This is a genomic window from Nocardiopsis sp. N85 (assembly GCF_028882275.1).
GTDB lineage: Bacteria > Actinomycetota > Actinomycetes > Streptosporangiales > Streptosporangiaceae > Nocardiopsis > Nocardiopsis lambiniae.
The window spans coordinates 82,998-99,619 of record NZ_JARBUT010000012.1 but is presented as its reverse complement, the minus strand read 5'-3'; the positions used below and the strand labels follow the sequence as shown (position 1 = coordinate 99,619).

Annotated in this window: 15 protein-coding genes; 5 read left to right on the top strand and 10 right to left on the bottom strand. The window is 73.6% G+C overall.

Going from position 1 to position 16,622, the window contains the following annotated elements:
* Positions 1-214: 214 nt before the first annotated feature.
* Both PWG71_RS17870 and PWG71_RS17865 read left to right on the top strand, forming a co-directional pair.
* Positions 215-1,168 (top strand): aldo/keto reductase, encoded by a 954-nt coding sequence (locus PWG71_RS17870; RefSeq protein ID WP_274810925.1) that lies wholly within the window; start codon positions 215-217, stop codon positions 1,166-1,168.
* Between the two features lie 312 nt (positions 1,169-1,480).
* Positions 1,481-3,226: a helix-hairpin-helix domain-containing protein gene (locus tag PWG71_RS17865; RefSeq protein WP_274810924.1), complete on the top strand. Its 1,746-nt coding sequence runs from the start codon at positions 1,481-1,483 to the stop codon at positions 3,224-3,226.
* Between the two features lie 151 nt (positions 3,227-3,377).
* On the opposite strand, the gene PWG71_RS17860 is transcribed toward PWG71_RS17865, so the two are convergent.
* Positions 3,378-3,860, bottom strand: a complete 483-nt coding sequence (locus tag PWG71_RS17860) for a glutathione peroxidase (protein WP_274810923.1) — start codon at positions 3,858-3,860, stop codon at positions 3,378-3,380.
* A gap of 130 nt (positions 3,861-3,990) precedes the next feature.
* Between PWG71_RS17860 and PWG71_RS17855 the strand changes: the two genes are divergently transcribed.
* Both PWG71_RS17855 and PWG71_RS17850 read left to right on the top strand, forming a co-directional pair.
* Positions 3,991-4,704: a response regulator transcription factor gene (locus tag PWG71_RS17855; RefSeq protein WP_274810922.1), complete on the top strand. Its 714-nt coding sequence runs from the start codon at positions 3,991-3,993 to the stop codon at positions 4,702-4,704.
* Positions 4,701-6,158: a sensor histidine kinase gene (locus tag PWG71_RS17850; RefSeq protein ID WP_274810920.1), complete on the top strand. Its 1,458-nt coding sequence runs from the start codon at positions 4,701-4,703 to the stop codon at positions 6,156-6,158. Before PWG71_RS17855 ends, PWG71_RS17850 begins: the two co-directional genes overlap by 4 nt.
* Positions 6,159-6,220: 62 nt before the next feature.
* Here PWG71_RS17850 and PWG71_RS17845 read toward each other — a convergent pair whose 3' ends face one another.
* From PWG71_RS17845 to PWG71_RS17830, 4 genes are all read right to left on the bottom strand, one after another.
* On the bottom strand, positions 6,221-7,897 hold the full coding sequence (locus PWG71_RS17845; RefSeq protein WP_274810919.1) for a CotH kinase family protein: 1,677 nt from the start codon (positions 7,895-7,897) through the stop codon (positions 6,221-6,223).
* A 5-nt stretch (positions 7,898-7,902) separates the two neighbouring features.
* Positions 7,903-8,589 carry a DUF4956 domain-containing protein gene (locus PWG71_RS17840; protein WP_274810918.1) on the bottom strand — a complete coding sequence of 229 codons (687 nt, stop codon included), beginning with the start codon at positions 8,587-8,589 and terminating at the stop codon, positions 7,903-7,905.
* Positions 8,586-9,452 carry a polyphosphate polymerase domain-containing protein gene (locus PWG71_RS17835; protein ID WP_274810917.1) on the bottom strand — a complete coding sequence of 289 codons (867 nt, stop codon included), beginning with the start codon at positions 9,450-9,452 and terminating at the stop codon, positions 8,586-8,588. The genes PWG71_RS17840 and PWG71_RS17835 overlap by 4 nt, the downstream gene beginning before the upstream one ends.
* 160 nt (positions 9,453-9,612) lie before the next feature.
* The gene (locus PWG71_RS17830; RefSeq protein WP_274810916.1) at positions 9,613-10,236 is read right to left on the bottom strand and encodes a TetR/AcrR family transcriptional regulator; all 624 of its coding nucleotides are present in this window, start codon (positions 10,234-10,236) and stop codon (positions 9,613-9,615) included.
* Positions 10,237-10,298: 62 nt separating this feature from the next.
* On the opposite strand from PWG71_RS17830, the gene PWG71_RS17825 reads away from it, so the two are divergent.
* Entirely contained in the window at positions 10,299-11,723 is a 1,425-nt protein-coding gene (locus PWG71_RS17825; protein WP_274810915.1) for a serine hydrolase domain-containing protein, read from the top strand.
* A gap of 60 nt (positions 11,724-11,783) precedes the next feature.
* Here the strand turns inward: PWG71_RS17825 and PWG71_RS17820 are convergent, their stop codons facing one another.
* The 5 genes from PWG71_RS17820 to PWG71_RS17800 all read right to left on the bottom strand — a co-directional run bounded on the left by PWG71_RS17820 (position 11,784) and on the right by PWG71_RS17800 (position 16,284).
* The gene (locus tag PWG71_RS17820) at positions 11,784-12,545 is read right to left on the bottom strand and encodes an SDR family NAD(P)-dependent oxidoreductase (protein ID WP_274810914.1); all 762 of its coding nucleotides are present in this window, start codon (positions 12,543-12,545) and stop codon (positions 11,784-11,786) included.
* 99 nt (positions 12,546-12,644) lie between these two features.
* The gene (gene fabI, locus PWG71_RS17815) at positions 12,645-13,409 is read right to left on the bottom strand and encodes an enoyl-ACP reductase FabI (protein ID WP_274810913.1); all 765 of its coding nucleotides are present in this window, start codon (positions 13,407-13,409) and stop codon (positions 12,645-12,647) included.
* Between the two features lie 59 nt (positions 13,410-13,468).
* The gene (fabG, locus tag PWG71_RS17810) at positions 13,469-14,173 is read right to left on the bottom strand and encodes a beta-ketoacyl-ACP reductase (protein WP_274810912.1); all 705 of its coding nucleotides are present in this window, start codon (positions 14,171-14,173) and stop codon (positions 13,469-13,471) included.
* Positions 14,174-14,359: 186 nt separating this feature from the next.
* Positions 14,360-15,019, bottom strand: coding sequence for a response regulator (locus PWG71_RS17805; protein ID WP_274810911.1), 660 nt, complete (start codon positions 15,017-15,019; stop codon positions 14,360-14,362).
* Positions 15,016-16,284, bottom strand: coding sequence for a sensor histidine kinase (locus PWG71_RS17800; protein ID WP_274810910.1), 1,269 nt, complete (start codon positions 16,282-16,284; stop codon positions 15,016-15,018). The genes PWG71_RS17805 and PWG71_RS17800 overlap by 4 nt, the downstream gene beginning before the upstream one ends.
* Between the last annotated feature and the right edge of the window lie 338 nt (positions 16,285-16,622).

Sequence of the window (16,622 nt, the reverse complement as noted above, 5' to 3'; positions counted from 1 at the left end):
TGAAGGTCCGGCGCGGAGGGGGCGCCGGAGCACCGCTGGGGATCTCCCTCTGAGGACCGGGGGCGGGGGCCTCGGGGATCGCGTCCCGGCCGGATGGAACCGGTCCGGGCCGCACTGACGGCGTGGTGAACGTCCCCGGTCAGGGCTTCGACGAGGATACGCCGTGAGAATGTACGTCGGGACGACTTCGCATGAACACGGTACTCTCCGCCGCATGGAACAGCGACAGGTGGGCAGATCGGGACTCTGGGTGTCCCGCACCGCCCTCGGTACGATGACCTGGGGCAAGGACACCTCCGAGGAGGAGGCCGGGCAACAGCTCACCGCGTTCGCGGACGCGGGCGGCACGCTCGTGGACACCGCGGACATCTACACCGGCGGGCAGAGCGAGCGGATCCTGGGGCGGCTGCTGCGCTCCTCGGTGCGCCGCGAGGACATGGTGGTGGCCACCAAGAGCGGGCACACCCCCGAGGGCTACCGACCGGTGGACGCCTCGCGCCGGCACCTGCTGGCCTCCCTGGACGCGTCGCTGCGCAGGTTGCAGACCGACTACGTGGACCTGTGGCAACTGCACGTGTTCGATCCGGTGACGCCGCCGGAGGAGACCCTGGCGGCGATGGAGGCCGCGGTGACCGTCGGCAAGGCCCGCTACGTGGGGACCGGCAACCTGGACGCGTGGCAGTTCGCGACGTTGGCGACCTGGCAGCGGGCCAGGCCGGGGCGGGTGCCGCTGGTGAGTGTGGGCGCGGAGTACTCACTGCTCAACCGGGGTCCGGACCGGGATCTGCTGCCGGCCGCGGCCGCCGCGGAGGCGCACCTGATCGCGTGGGCGCCGTTGGGCCGGGGGGTCCTCAGCGCCAAGTACCGCACCGGCACACCGGCGAACTCGCGCGCGGCCTTCCCGCACATGGCGTCGTACGTGGAGCCGTACCTGGACGATCGCAGCCGGCGGGTCGTGGAGTCGGTGTGCACCGCCGCGGAGGGCCTGGGCGTGTCTCCGCTGGCGGTGGCGCTGAGCTGGGCGCGCGACCAGGAGGGGGTGGCGGCTGCCGTGGTGGGGCCGCGCACCCTGGCACAGTTGGAGGAGGTCCTGGGCGTGGAGGGCGTGGAGCTGCCCTCGGAGATCCGGGACGCCCTGGACGACGCGACGTCCGGGGGCGGTCGCTGACCCGGCGGCCGAGCGGGGCCCGGGGCGACGGGGACGGGCCCGCCGGCCACCCCGTGCCCGTCGGGTGCTCCGGGTCCGGGGAGCCCGCCCGGGCGGCGCCGGCCGAGCCCTGTTCCGCGCCTCCGCCCGGCATGCCGCCGACGCCATCCGACGGGCCGTGCCGGAACCGGTGCGCCGCCGTGCGCGGTGGTCGGCCCCGCGCCGCCGTGCCCGCCCCTGGCGGACCTCGTCCACGGTCCGCCACCGGACGTCGTCACCTCTCGATAGGCTGCCGGGGAACGACGCACGCGCGAACGAGGGGGACCGGCCGAGGTGTCCGAGGCAGTCGAACAGGTCAGTACCGTCCTGGACGGAATGGGCGCGCCGCGCGCCCTGGCCCCGCGGTTGCTGGCCGCCTTGGGCCCGACCGCCGCCACCGACCTCACCGCCGACCCGTGGCTGCTGCTGCGGTTGCCGCAGGTGACCGTCGAACAGACCGATTTCTGCGCCCGTCGGGCCCTGGGTGAGCGGGCCCACCCCGACGACCCGCGCCGGACGGCCGCGCTGACCGAGCACGCGCTGCGCACCGCCGCCGCGCGCGGGCACACCGCCGTGGAGGAGAAACGGCTGGCCTCACTGGTGGGGCGGCTGGGGGTGAACGCCCCGGCGCAGGCCTTGGAGGCCGCGGTGGCCGGAGGCGCCGTGGCGGTGTTCGAGAGCACCGACGACTCCGACGACGACTTCGACTTCGCCGAGGGCGGGGTGCCGGACCTGCCCGACCCCGACCGGTTCTACGCGCTCACGGACCTCGGCCACGCGGAGCAGCGGCTGGGAGAACAGCTGGTGCGGTTGATCTCCGCCAACGACCCGATCATGGACTCGGCCACTGCGGCCGAGACCGTCGACGCCGCCTGCGGCAAGGGCGGTTTCACCGTGTCGGAGCACACCCGGGCGGCGCTGGTCACCGTCGCCCTGCGCCCGGTGACGGTCCTGTGGCACGGGCCCGGCGACACCGCCGAGACGGCGCGCGCCCTGGCGTGCCTGGCCGCGATCGCCGACGAGAGCCAGGTGGGGATCACGGTGGTGGCGCCCACCGCGCAGGCTGCCGCCGCCGTGGCGGCCGACCTGGCCGAGGTCGGTCAGGGGGACCCCGGGACGCGCGTGCTCTCCCTCGCCGGCGCCGTGCGGGAGGGGCCCCTGACCTCGGGCCTGGTCGTGCTGTGCGAGTCGATGGCGGTGGGCGTGACCCGCGCGGCGGCACTCGCCTCGCTGTGCTCCGACGGCGCGCACCTGGTACTGCTCGCCGACCCCCGTCAGGCCCCGTCCGCCACCCCCGGCCGGGTCGCGGAGGACATCGTCCGCTCCCGTACCGCGCACACCGCCGAGATCGCCTCCCCCGAGGAGGACGCCGCCCCGGGGCCCATCGCCGCGCTGGCGCTGGCGGTGTCCGAGGGGGAGGTCCCCCACGTGGACGCGCCCGGCCGCGAGGTGGTGCGGGTCCCGGCCGCGTCGGCGGAGGAGGCCGCCCACCGGGTCGTGCAGTTGGTGACCGACTCCATCCCCCGGGCGTTGGGCGTCCCGGCCGAGGAGGTGCGCGTGGTCGCGGCCCGCGAGGACGGGCCGGCCGGGGCCCGCGCGCTCAACGTCGCCTGCAAGGAGCGGCTGAACCCGGGGCCGGGCGCCCTGGGCGGGTTCGACCCCGGGGACGCGGTGCTGCTGGTCGCCGAAGGGCCGGGGTTCGGTCCGGGTGACACCGGTGTGCTGCGCGGCCCGGTCGAGGGCGGGGTCGAGGTGGAGCTGACCGGCGGCGCGAAGGTCACCGTCACCGACCCGGCGGCGCTGCGCCCGGGCTGGGCGCTCACCGTGGCCGCCGCCCACGGCGGCCGGTGGCCGGCCGTGGTGGGGGTGTTCCCTCCCGGGGTGCCGGTCTCCCGGCCCCAGGTGTACACGGTGCTGACCCGGGCGGTCCGTCACGTGTCCCTGGTGGACGCCACCGACGGCGCGTTGGAGACGGGCGTGCGCGAGACCACCGCCCCCGAACGCGTCACCCGTCTCGTCCGCGTCCTGCGCGAGGGCTGAGCCGTGGGCGGTGGCCCCTCGCGGGGCGGGTCCCACCCATGGGACCGCCGGGGACGAGCGTGCGGCTCCCTGACGAGGTCGGGGACACCGCCGGCCACCCGGTCCTCCCGCACCCGGAGGACCGGGTGCGGGAGGACGCCCGGTACCGCTCCTAGGCCAGGTGCTTCTCGACGAGGTCGACGATCGCCGGGTCGGAGGGCGGCGTCGTGGGGCGGAAACGGTGGACCTCGCCGTCGGGCAGGATCAGGAACTTCTCGAAGTTCCACTTGACCTTGCCCGCCTTGCCCTCGGCGTCGGGGGTACGGGTGAGCTCTTCGTAGAGGGGGTGGCGGCCCTTGCCGTTGACCTTGGTCTTGCTCATCATCGGGAAGGTCACGCCCCAGGTCATCGAGCAGTACTCGGCGATCTTGTCGTCGTCGCCGAACTCCTGGAGGAACTGGTTGCTGGGGAAGCCCAGGACGGTGAACCCGCGCTCGCCGTAGGTCTTCTGCAACTCCTCCAACTGCCCGTACTGGGGGGTGAGCCCGCAGCGGGAGGCCACGTTCACCACCAGGCGGACCCGGCCCGCCCACTCCCCGAACGTCGTCTCGCGTCCGTCGATCAATGTCACCGGGATGTCGTCCAGCACCGTCATCGTTCTCCTTCTCGTCGGCCGACCTTTCGCGCCTGCTCCCAGAGTGTCAGAGCCCGTCGGCGCGTTCTCACCGGCCTCTCACCCGGGAGGCGTACCCTGCCGCACGGCACGATCGAGGCAGGAGCGGACGATGACGCACCCACCCACCGGGGCCGAGGGGCCCCGGGTCCTCATCGTCGAGGACGAACCCAACATCCTGGAGTTGCTCACGGCGTCGCTGGAGCTGAGCGGGTTCACCACCCGGGGCGCGGCGAACGCGGAGGGCGCGGTGGCGGCCGTGACGGGGTTCGCCCCCGACATCGCCCTGCTGGACGTGACCCTGCCCGGACGCAGCGGTCTGGAGCTGGTCGACGATCTGCGGGCACGGGCACCGGCCCTGCCGGTGCTGTTCCTCACCGCGCGCGACACGGTCGCGGACCGGATCGCCGGGTTGCGGGCCGGCGCCGACGACTACGTCACCAAGCCGTTCAGCCTGGAGGAGGTCGTACTGCGGCTGCGGGCCGTGCTGCGCAGGTCCGGGACCGAGTCACCCGGGGAACCGCTGCGGTTCGGGGACCTGGAGCTGGACGAGGACGCCCACGAGGTGCGTCGCGGCGGAGTCCCCGTCGACCTGTCCCCCACCGAGTTCGCGCTGCTGCGCTACCTGTTGGCCAACGCGGGTCGGGTGCTGACCAAGACGCAGATCCTGGACCGGGTGTGGGGCGGGGAGAGCGACGACGTGCGGGTCGTGGAGACCTACATCAGCTATCTGCGGCGCAAGATCGACCGGGGCCGGGCACCGTTGATCCGCACGGTCCGGGGCGTCGGCTACGGGCTGCGCCCGCCCCGTGGGGAGGGACGGTGAGGCGGTCGAGGTCGCTGCGCGGCGGGCTCACCCTGGCGGTGCTGCTCCTGGTGACCCTGGGGTTGGTGGTGTCGGGTGCGGCCGGGGTGCTGCTGTTGCGGCACGCCTTGGTCCACGAGGTCGACCGCCGGTTGGGCGGGTTGGCCGCCGCCGAGGCGGGCGGGCCCTCCGGTGGGGCCGTTCCGCCCGGAGGCGCCGGGCACCGGCCGCCGCCGCTGCCGACCGAGCTGCGGTCGTTGTCGGTGTCCGCGTCGGGGGAGATCACGGAGAGCAGCGGACAGAGCGTCGGTGACGAGGGGCTGCCCGACGTGTCCGGGGTGGGCGCCGAGGGTCTGCGGGAACGCGCGGGCGCCCCGTTCACCCTGCCGGACACCGAGGGCGGGGACGACTGGCGGGTGTTGGCCACCCCCCGGGAGGACGGGAGCGTCGGGGTGGTGGCGCAGTCACTCGGCGGCGTCGACGTCACCGTGCGCACCCTGGTGTTCATCGAGGTCTCGGTGGGCGTGGTCGTCCTCGTGTCGCTGGGCCTCGGCGCGGCCGTGCTCGCGCACCGCAGGTTGCGGCCGTTGCGGGAGATGGAGGCGACCGCCCGGGCCATCGCCGCCGGCGACCTGGACCGGCGGGTGCCCCACCACGGGGCGGCGACGGAGGTGGACCGGGTGGGCGCGGCACTGAACACGATGGTGGGCGAGCTGGCCCGGGCCTTGGCCGAACGCGACCGGTCGGCGGCCACGACACGCAGGTTCGTCGCCGACGCCTCGCACGAGCTGCGCACGCCGCTGTCCTCGATCCGGGGGTTCGCCGAGCTGTACCGCCAGGGGCGGGGGCGGGGGGTGATCGCCGGGGACGAACGCGGGGACGACTGGGTGGCGCGGATCGAGGGCGAGGCCGAGCGGATGGGAGCGCTGGTCGAGGATCTCCTGGTGCTGTCCCGGTTCGACGAGGAGCCCGCCCTCGAACAGGCCGACGTGGAACTGGGGGCGATCGCGGCGGAGGTGGTGGCGGCCGCGCGGGCGCGGTCGCCACGGGCCGGGGTGGAGGTGACGGCGCCCGTGCCGGTGCGGATCGTGGGCGATCCGGGCCGGTTGCGGCAGGTGGTGGAGAACCTGGTGGGCAACGCGATCGCGCACACCCCCGAGGGGACGCCGGTCCGGGTCCGGGTGGAACGGGGACCGGTGCCCGAGGTCGGCGCCCCGGCGCGGACGGGCGCGCTGCCGCCGGACGTGGGCGAGGTCGCGATCATCACGGTCGCGGACGAGGGGCCGGGGATCGCGGAGGCGGATCTGCCGTTCGTGTTCGACCGGTTCTACCGGGCGGACGGGCCGCGCGGCTCGGGCGCGGGGCTGGGTCTGGCGATCGTCTCCGCGCTGGTGGGCGCGCACCGGGGGATGGTGACGGCCGATTCCGGGCCGGGGCACGGCACGGTGTTCACGGTGCTGTTGCCCCTGGGGTGAGACGGGTCGGGGTACGGTCCGGCGCCGACGGCGGGGACGGTCGCCGTCGGCGCCGGGGCCGGTCACGAGCCCGCGGAGCCGTCGGTCCCCCGGGCGGTGTCGTCCGGTGTCGGACCGGCGTCGTCCGCCGTGCCCTGTCCTCCGGGCGCCGCGCCCCCGGTGGGGGCGGCGGATCCGCCCGGTTCGGCGGTGATCGCGGTGATGCGCTCGGCCAGGGTCGCGCCGACCTCGGCGGCGGCGGTGTCGCCGGCTGTCTCGGCCCGTGCGGTGACGGAGGCCAGGAGGTCGTCGGCGGTACCGCTCTCCACCAGTTCGGTGTAGAGGTCGGCGTGGGCGGCCTCGTAGAGGGCCGCGAAGTCCGCGTTCGCCAGGAAGCGCTCCTTGAGCGCCCCGCTGCCGCGACCGCCCCCTCCGCCGGGGCCGCCGCCCTCCGGCATCTCCATTCCCTCAGGAGGCTCCATCCCCTGGGGAGGCTCCATGCCCTCTGGCATCTCCATGCCCTGGGGCGGTTCCCCGCTCCCGGGCGCCCCGGTGTCCTCGGTCTCCGTGTCCCGGTCCGCGCCGCCCGTGGGGCCGCCCGTGCCCCCCATGCCACCGAAGGCCAGGTTGAGGTCCCACGACAGGACCGTGAACCGGTCCTCGGTGATGTCGTACCAGAGGTAGAAGTTGTTGCCGGGGCCGTCCATGGCGTCACCGTTGGAGATGAGGTCCTGGAGGGCCAGGTAGCGGGCGAAGGAATCCACGTCCAGGTGCTCGCCCAGTTCCTCGGCGAACTCGGCGTCGTCGGCCTCCTCGACGAACCGCAGCAGCCCCATGACGGGTGTCAGGTCGTAGGCCCCCTCGGCGTTGATCTGCTTGAACGCCTCCTCGTACTCGGTGGGGTCCTCTCCCAGATAGTCGAAGGACCCGTCGGCCCGACCCTTGTACAGCACCCCGTCGCCGAGCCGCCGCGCCCAGGCCGCGTCGGGCGACTCCAGCAGCAGGCGCACGGCGCCCTCGCCGCCGTTGACCGCGAACGAGGTGAGCGTGTGGTCCTGGGTCGCCTGGCCGGCGGCCGCCGTCAGCTCCAGGGCCAGGGCCTCGTTGAGGGCGGTGTCGGATCCGGAGGCGGCCGGGCGCAGGGCGAGTTCGGTGCGCCCCTGGTAGGCGCGGCCTTCGACGTACTCGTCGAAGGAGATGAGCCAGGGCAGGTTCTCGGGCTCCTCCTCCGACAGGGAGACCCCGCTCGGCCCGCCCGCCCGGGCCCCGTCCCGGGCGTCCCCGTCCGTCGCCGCGCCCTCCGCCGACGCGGTCCCGGTCGGCGCGGTCCCCCCGCCGGGGGCGCCGGTGTCGCCGCGCAGGCTCATGAGGGTGGAGTTGCCCTTGAGTCGCAGGCCCACATCGTCGATCTCGGTGCCGTCGATGACGATGTCGGCCTGGATGTACTCCTTCTCCCCCTCCTCCTGGAAGGTGTCCACCATCTCGGCGTACTCCTGCTCGTCGAAGGTCACCTCGATGGTGTGGGACCCGTCGGCGAAGAGGTCCACCGCACCCTCCACGTCCTGCGTGATCTCGTCGTCGGGGACGAGCGCGGAGGTGACGTAGGGCATGATCCGGGTCGGCCCCAGGAGCAGTACCAGGGCGAGCAGGCCGGCCCCGAAGACCCCCGCCTTCCATCCGTGGTGGCGGAGCCGGACGGGCAGTCGGTGGCGGAGCCGCCGGCGGGGCTCCGGTGCGGTGCCGTCGTGAGTGTCGTCCATGGTGATCACAGGTCGGTCTGGTCGTAGCCGGTCAGGACGGTGGCCTTCTGCCCGGAGTTGACCGATCGCAGGGCCGAGACGACGTCGCCGGGCGAGGCGCCCTTCTTCAGCCTGGCGGTGTAGACGAACTCCAGCAGGGAGCCGCCGCGCACGCTCTCGGTGCCGATCAGTTCGTACTCGTCGGTGAACCGGATGAGGACGTCGTCGACGAACGGGCCGTGGTCGGTGCCGTCGGCGGGCACCTGCACCTTGACGACCTGGCGCTGGACGTTCAGCGAGAACCAGTCGAACCGGTGCATCATCAGCATGACGGCGCAGATGAGCACGGTCGCGAGGACGGCCAGCAGGTAGAAGCGGGTGCCGCAGGCCATGCCGATCCCCATGACGAGGAAGATGAAGCCGACGTCGCGGGTCTCCTTGATCGCGTTGCGGAAGCGCACCACGGACAGGGCGCCCACGAGTGCGAAGGCCCGCGCGATGTTGGAGCCCACCACCAGCATGATGAGGGCGATGAGCATGCCCAGCACGATGAGGGTGTGGACGTAGCTCTGGCTGTAGGAGATGTTGCGGTGGGTGGCCCGGTAGGTCCAGGCCACGACCAGGCTCATGGCGAACGCCAGGGACAGGGACAGGGCGACGTCCATGACGCTGAAAGTGCCGGACAGGTCGGTCAGGGAGAAATCGAGGTTCATCGGATCCGCTCGGGTGTGAGGTGGTGGTCGGTCATGGGGCGGGCCTCGTCGACGGGGTCGCCGTCGGGCAGGTGGAAGACGGAGCGCGGGGCCCGGCCGCACGCCTCGACGCTCTGGCAGTACTTGGAGATGCGCTGCACCTGGAGGTCCAGGCGGGCGGCCATGTCGGTCACCCACGAGGGGGCGCGCTCGTCGACCTTGACCTCCAGTACGGCCAGGTCGGGCCGGATGATGTGCCGGTTGTCGGTCTCGGCGCGCAGGTCGAAGTCGCGGTCGCGGCCGCGCACCCGGTGGTCGAGGGTGACGCGCAGGCCCGTGTCGGCGTCGACACCGACGTAGGGTTCGCGGCGGTACCCGGTCATGGCGACGGGGCGCAGGTCCAGGCGGTGGATCAGGTCCAGGACCTCGCCGACGAAGGCGGGGTCGGCGCCGGGGTGCGTGACGGGCGTCCGCCGATCGCACAGGTCGCGGGCCAGATGGTAGGGCAGCATGACCCGGCGCTTCTGGGTGACCCGGTTGACGCGCTGCTTGATCTCGACCGAGACCGGGGTGTCCTCCGGGGCGGGGCCGAGCTCGCCGTAGCGGCGGATGCGGAGTTTGCGGCGGAAGCGGAGACCCTCGATCTTCTCCCAGTAGAAGCGCAGGCGCTCGGTGTCGTAGTACAGGCTCCACACCCCGTACCCGTGCTCGCCGGCGTACGGGTCGCGGCGCATCCGGCCCCGGAGCTCGGCGCGCACGTCCGCCAGCCGGGACCGCGGGACGAGGTACTTGAGCTCGTAGCGGTTGAAGGCGTGCAGCCGGTTCGGGGCCCGGAGGCGATCACCCGTATCTCCGACGTCCGATGGTGTCGTGTTCGTGGGCACGGTCCGCTTCCTCTCGACTCGTTCGGTGACGACCAGAGGAACGGAACACGACGCCCCGGGGACTTTCCCGAGGGTTTCCTGGGAGTTCCCTGAGAGCGGGAGCGTCATCCCCGGTGGGAGGGCCGGTCCGGTCCCGGGTTGGAATCGGGTGAGAGGCGCCTCAGCGGCCGTACTGGCGGCATTCGCCGGTGAAGACGGTGGCGATCTCGGCGCGCAGGGCCTCCGTGGTCCGCGCGGTCTCCTCGGGGGCGCGGTACAGGGCGGCGCCCAGCCCCTCGGTGACGGCGGCCAGGCGGGCGGCGGCCAGGGCGGGGTCGGCGACGGGGTCGACCTCTCCGCACTCGAACCCGTTGGTCACCGCGCGGGCGATCTCGGCGCGCAGGGCGGTGGAGGTCCGGGCGTCCACCTCGGCCAGGCGGGGGTTGTCCAGGGCGCGCCCGGCGAAGGTGCGGGTGACGCGGAACTCGGCGCGGCGGCCCTCGTCCAGCGGCAGGTTCTCGGCGAGGGCCGCGGTGAGGACGTCGGCGATGGAGCGCTCGTGCCGGGCGCCCTCCTCGATGAGGCGGGCGACCCGCTCGGCGACGGTGGCGCCGACCCGCTCGAAGGCGTGCAGCAGCATGTCGTCCTTGGTCGGGAAGTAGTGCTGGACCAGGCCGACGGAGATGCCCGCGCGGGCGGCGGTGCGGGCGACGGTGACCGCTCCCAGGCCGTCCCGGGCGATGAGTTCGCACACGGCGTCGGCGATCTGGGCTCGGCGCTGATCGTGGTCTGCGGTTCGTGGCACGAGTTGACCGTATCAGGATACGGTTATAACAATATGTTCATACGGTTATCGAAGGGAACCCGATGCGCCTCCCACTCGCCCTGCTGCTCGCCCTCGCCCCTCCCCCGCCGGTCGACGCCATGGACGCCCACGCCGAAGCCCACGCGGCGGCGCTCGACGTCCCCGGCCTGGCCTACGCCGTGGTCGGCCCCGACGGTGTGGAGCACGCCTTCCGCACCGGGGTCGACGGCGCCGGGGAGCCGGTGGACGCCGACACCGCCTTCCTGTGGGGGTCGGTGGCCAAGCCGGTCACCGCCACCGCCGCCGTCGTCCTGGCCGAGGAGGGCGGGCTGGACCTCGACGCGCCGGTGGGCGACCACCTGCCCGCCTTCGCCGGGCGCGACATCACCGTCCGCCACCTGATGACGCACACCTCCGGGATCCCCGAGCGCGCCGCCTTCGCGGTGACCGACCGGTACGGGGAGGACGCGATGGACCTCGACGGGCGGGTCGCCCTGCTGGCCGACGTGCCGACCGGGGAACCCGGAACGCACGAGTACTCCAGCGCGAACCACGTGCTGCTCGGCGCCGTGATCGAGGACGTCACCGGGGACCCGCACGGCCACCTGCGGGAGGCGGTCCTGGAACCGGCGGGGATGTCCGGCGCGTTCACCGACGCGCGCGAGGCCCGGGCCGCCGGGCTCACCCCCGGACACCGGTTCCTGTGGGGCCGGCCGGTCGCCGACGCCGACGGGGTGGACGACGAGGGCGTCACCTACGGCTACCTCGGCGGGACCCTCGACGACCTGGCCGCCTTCGCCCGGCTCCAGCTCGACCCGGAGCCGCCGCTCCTGGACGCCGACACCCTGGCCGCCATGCGCGAGGGCGTGGTCCCGGTGCCGGGGTCGACGCAGACCTACGGCCTGAGCTGGCGGGAGACCGTGCTGTCCGGCACGGAGGAGCCCGTCGTGTTCCACGGCGGCGCCACCCCCGGCCACGCCGCGATGGTGGTGGTGCTCCCCGAACGCGCGCGGGCGGTCGTGGTGCTCCAGAACGCCTACGCGGTGGCCGCCGACGGGGACCTCCAGCGGATCGCCTTCGACCTGGCCCGGCTGCTCGTGGACGTCCCCGTGGAGGAACCCGCCGCCGGATGGATCGCCCCCGCCGTCGTGTGGGGCGCCACGGGGACCGCGCCGGCCCTGGGCGCGGCGGCCCTGCGGCCGGGGCGGGGGCGCACCCGGACCGTCCTGGGCGTTCTCGGGGTGCTCGCCGTGGTCGCGGCCGTCGGGACGCTGTCGTTCCTCGGGCCGCGCGCGTCCCTGCTGTGGTTCCCCGACGTCACCGTGGCCGTGACGGCCGGCGGGGTCCTGGGCGCGGTCCTGGCGGTGCGAGGCCTGTCACCCCTGGCCCGGCGCGGCCGTGTCGGCGCCCCGCAGGCGGCCGGGGCACGGAGCCCCGGCCCGGACGCCGCCGCGCGTGGAGGACACGCGGCCATCCGGCGGCGGTGACGTCGCAACGACCAGCGGAACGCCGCGCGCGGAGGACGGGCGCGCCGACCCGGCCCGGGGTCAGACCCGGTCGAGGAACCCGCCGTCGACGACGAGGTTCTGGCCGGTGACGAAGGTCGCCGCCGGGGAGGCCAGGAAGACGACCGCGCGGGCGACCTCCTCCGGGCGACCGAGCCGGCCGGTGGGGACGCGCGAGCGGACGCCCTCGTAGAAGTCGGGGTCGTTCTCGCGGCGTCGGGCCCAGCCACCGCCCGGGAACTCGATCGGCCCCGGCGAGACGGTGTTGACCCGCACCCCCTCCGGCGCCCAGGCGCGCGCCAGGGAGGAGGCGTGGTGGTTCAGGGCCGCCTTGATCGCGCCATAGGCGTGGGCGCCGGCGGGCCGGGTGACGTGCAGGGCCGAGGTGGTGGAGATCAGCACCACCGACCCGCCCACCGAGGAGGCCTTGAGGTGGGGTTCGGCCGCCTCGGTCAGCCGCAGGAACGGGACGAGGTCGGTGGCGTGGGCGCGGTCCCACTGGTCGGGGGTGGGGGCGCTGCCACCGGACACGTTGGAGACCAGGACGTCCAGACCGCCCAGGGCGGTGACCGCGTCGTCCACGAAACCCGGCAGCGCGTCGTGGTCGGTGACGTCCAGCGGACGGGCGAACACCGTGACGCCCGTGGCGCTCAGCTCCCCGGCCGTCTCGGCCAGGGGCTCTGCCCCCCGGGCGCACAGGGCCAGGTCGGCGCCCTCGCGGGCGAACACCTCGGCGATGGCCCGGCCGATCCCCCGGCTTGCGCCCGTCACCATGACCCTGGCCCCCGACAGCCCCAGATCCATGCCCCGTCCCTTCTCTGGCTTCGCGTCCGCGCGACCGCCCCGAAGACGACGCGCGGCCGACCCCCGGAAGGGGCCGACCGCGTCAACCTAGCAGTGTCGTCAGGCGCCGGTGGAGTGGAAACCGCCGTCGACGTGGACGACCTCACCGGTGGTGGCCGGGAACCAGTCCGACAGCAGGGCCACGACGGCCTTCGCGGCCGGCTCGGGGTCGGAGACGTCCCAGCCCAGGGGGGCGCGCTCGGGCCAGTGCTTGGCCAGCTCCTCGAACCCGGGGATGCTGCGCGCGGCCATGGTGCTCAGCGGGCCGGCCGAGACCAGGTTGACCCGGATGTCCTGCTCGCCGACGTAGCGGGCCAGGTAACGGGCGGTGGAGGTGAGCGCGGACTTGGCCACGCCCATCCAGTCGTAGATGGGGTAGGAGACGCTGTTGTCGAAGTCCAACGCCACGACCGAGCCGCCGTTCTTCATGAGCGGCATCAGCGAGGTGGTGAGCGACTTCAGCGAGAAGGTCGAGGTGTGCATGGCGGTGGCCACGTCCGACCACTCGGTGTTGAGGAAGTTGCCGCCCAGGGCGTCCTGCGGGGTGAAACCGATGGAGTGGACGATGCCGTCGAGGCCGTCGACGTGCTCGCTCACCCGCGCGGCCAGGGTCGAGAGCTGTTCGTCGTCGGTGACGTCCAGCTCCAGGACCGGGGGCGGCTCGGGCAGACGCTTGGCGATGCGCTCCACCAGGCTGAGTCGGCCGTAACCGGTGAGTACGACCGTGGCGCCCTGTTCCTGGGCCAGGCGGGCCACGTGGAAGGCGATGGAGGAGTCGGTGAGCACCCCGGTGACGAGGATGCGCTTACCTTCGAGAAGTCCCATGGTGTCGGGTTGTCCGTCCTGTGTCTGCGCTGCTGGGAGAGGCGGTGGGAGGGGCCGGCTCAGTGGCCCATGCCCATGCCGCCGTCGACGGGGATGACCGCGCCGCTGATGTAGGCGCCGCCGGGCCCGGCGAGGAAGGACACCGTGCGGGCGATGTCGTCCGTGGTGCCGTAGCGGCCCAGGGGGATGTTCTTCTTGATCTCGGTCTGTCGGGCCTCGGGCAGGGCCGCCGTCATGTCGGTCTCGATGAACCCGGGGGCCACCACGTTGACCGTGATGTTGCGCGAGCCCAGCTCACGGGCGAGGGAACGACCGAAGCCGACGAGACCGGCCTTGGAGGCGGCGTAGTTGGCCTGACCGCCGGAGCCGAGCAGGCCCACCACCGAGGAGATGAGGACGATACGGCCGGAGCGCTTGCGCATCATGCCGCGCACGGCGCGCTTGGCGACCCGGAAGGAGCCGGTGAGGTTGGTGTCCAGCACCGACGAGAAGTCGTCCTCGCTCATGAGGGCGAGCAGTTGGTCCTTGGTGATCCCGGCGTTGGCGACGAGGACCTCGACGGGCCCCTGCGCCTCCTCGACCTCCTTGAAGGCGGCGTCGACCTGGGCGGAGTCGGTGATGTCGCAGCGCACCCCGAGCAGGCCCTCCGGGGGCTCGCCGGACCGGTAGGTCACGGCCACGTCATCGCCGCCGGCCGCCAGTTCACGGGCGATGGCCAGGCCGATACCGCGATTGCCGCCGGTGACCAGTACCGAGCGGGACATAAGGGCTCCTGTTCTACCCGCGGCCGCGCGTGAGCGGCCACGACACGTGACGAGGTCGGGGATCGCATTGCAGCGTATCGAGGCCACCCGGGGTGGGCGCAATCGCGACCGGGTACAGGACTCCTCCCCGGCTTCCTGTGGGGTTCCGACATGAGCGGGTTCGTCCGGGTGACGGGGGTCACCCGGTCAGGCCCAACCGGCGTCGTGGGCGAGGATGGCGGCCTGGACCCGGTTGGACATGCCCAGCTTGGCCAGGACGCGGCTGACGTGGGCCTTGACGGTGGCCTCGCGCATACCGAGGGCGCGGCCCGCCTCGGCGTTGGACATGCCCTGGGCGACGGCGATCAGCACGGCCCGTTCACGCTCGCTCAACACCTCCAGGCGCCGTCCGGCGGCGGCCCGCCCCTCGGCCGAGTCGGCGGGGGCGGGCAAGGCGAAGCGCTCCAGCATGCGTTTGGTGACGCTGGGCGAGAGCATGGCGTTGCCCTCGTGCACGGTGCGCACCGCGGAGATGAGGTCGCGCGGCGGGGTGTCCTTGAGCAGGAAGCCGACGGCTCCGGCGCGCAGCGCCGCGTGCACGTACTCGTCCAGGTCGAAGGTGGTCAGCAGCACCACGCGCGGAGGATCGGGCAGGGCGGACAGGCGACCGGCGGCGGTGAGGCCGTCCACACCGGGCATGCGGATGTCGAGCAGCACGACGTCCGGCGCGAGTTCCTCGGCGAGGCGGACCGCCTCGGCGCCGTCGCCGCCCTCGCCCACCACCTCGATGTCGGGGGCGGAGTCCAGGATCATCCGCAACCCCGATCGGACCAGTTGTTCGTCGTCGATCAGGACGGTACGGATCACGGGGCGGCCTCCTCGTCGCCTGCGGGTGTGTCGGTCGGCACGATAGCGCGCAACCGCCAGCCGCCGTCCGGGCACACCCCGGCGGTGAGGTCCCCGCCCGCCAGCACGACCCGTTCGCGCAGACCGGTGAGGCCGAATCCGCTGCGCGGCGCGGGGGACCCGGCGGGGACCGGAGCCGGCCCGTTGGAGACCTCCACCTCCACGCGGTCCGGGGCCCGGTGCACGAGCACGGTGACCGGTGCGCCCTGGGCGTGTTTGGCCGCGTTGGTGAGCCCCTCCTGGACGATGCGGTAGGCGGTGCGCTGCACGGCCCCGGGCAGGGGGCGCGCGTCCCCTGTCTCGTGACGCTCGATGACCATCCCCGCCGCCCGCCACTCGGCCAGCAGCCGGTCCAGGTCGGACAGGACGGGTTGGGGAGCGGTGGGCGCGGCCGCGCCGTCGTCGCGCAGGACGCCGAGGATGCCGCGCAGTTCGGCCAGGGCCTCGCGGCCGGTGGTGCGGATGAGCCCGGCGGTCTCGACGGTGCGGGGGTCGTCGGTGGAGACCTCCAGACCGCCGGCGTGCAGCACCATGAGGCTGACCCGGTGGGCGACCACGTCGTGCATCTCCCGGGCGATGCGGGTGCGCTCGGCGGTGATGGCCTGGTCCGCCATCAGATGCTGCTCGCGTTCCAGGCGTTCGGCCCGCTCGTGGAGGCGGTCGATGAGCTGGCGCCGGGTGCCCACCCACAGTCCCAGGACCAACGGCATCACGAGGAACCCGATGATGAGGAAGAAGTGGCCGAGGAAGGTCGCCTGGTAGGCGGCGACCATGGCCAGGCTCTGGGCCGCGAGCCAGCCGAGGAGGATCCTGCGGTTCGAGAAGTAGACGGCGTAGGAGTACAGGGCGATGGCCGCCGGGACGAAGTTGCCGAACAGCGCCAGGAGCCCGAACGCGGTGATCATCGGCCAGCGCGGGTCGACACGGCGCAGCAGCACCGTCACCGCGGCCCAGAAGGCCGGGAGCACGTAGATCGCGAAGGCGCCGATGAGGCCCGCCAGGACGTTCGCCCCGCCCAGCGCGGCCAGGGCCGTGGCGGGCAGTCCGCGGAGGAGGCCCACCTCGTCGGAGGCGGCGGAGGCGAGCTGGAGGAGGCCGCTGAAGGGCAGGGGGAGCACCGCGTAGAGCCAGTCGGCGATGACCAGTCTGCGTTCCCACCACCAACGGCCGTTGCGCGTCCACAGGGAGCCGAACGCCCGCCCCCGCTCGTCCAACCAGGTCCACATGGTGCGGAGTCTATGGCGGCCCCGGCTCCGCGCCGGTGAACCGGCCGGCACCGGGGAGCCCTTCGACCTTCGTCGCCCTCGCAGGTCAACGCACGCGCGCGGGGGCCTCCGCCACGTTCGGTACCGGCCCGGACCCCGACGAAAGTAGGGGGGCACCCCTGACGAAGGAGTCGCCGGACCGCCCGGCCTCATTCCTTTGGACGAGGGTGGGAACCGTCCTGTGGGCCGAGGCGGAGGGGCTTTTCCGGACCTAGCGTGAAGGACATCGGTGACGAGGCCGGGCGTCGCTCCCGGATCGGCACCCGAACCTTCCGTGTTCCCGCACATCGTCTGGAGTC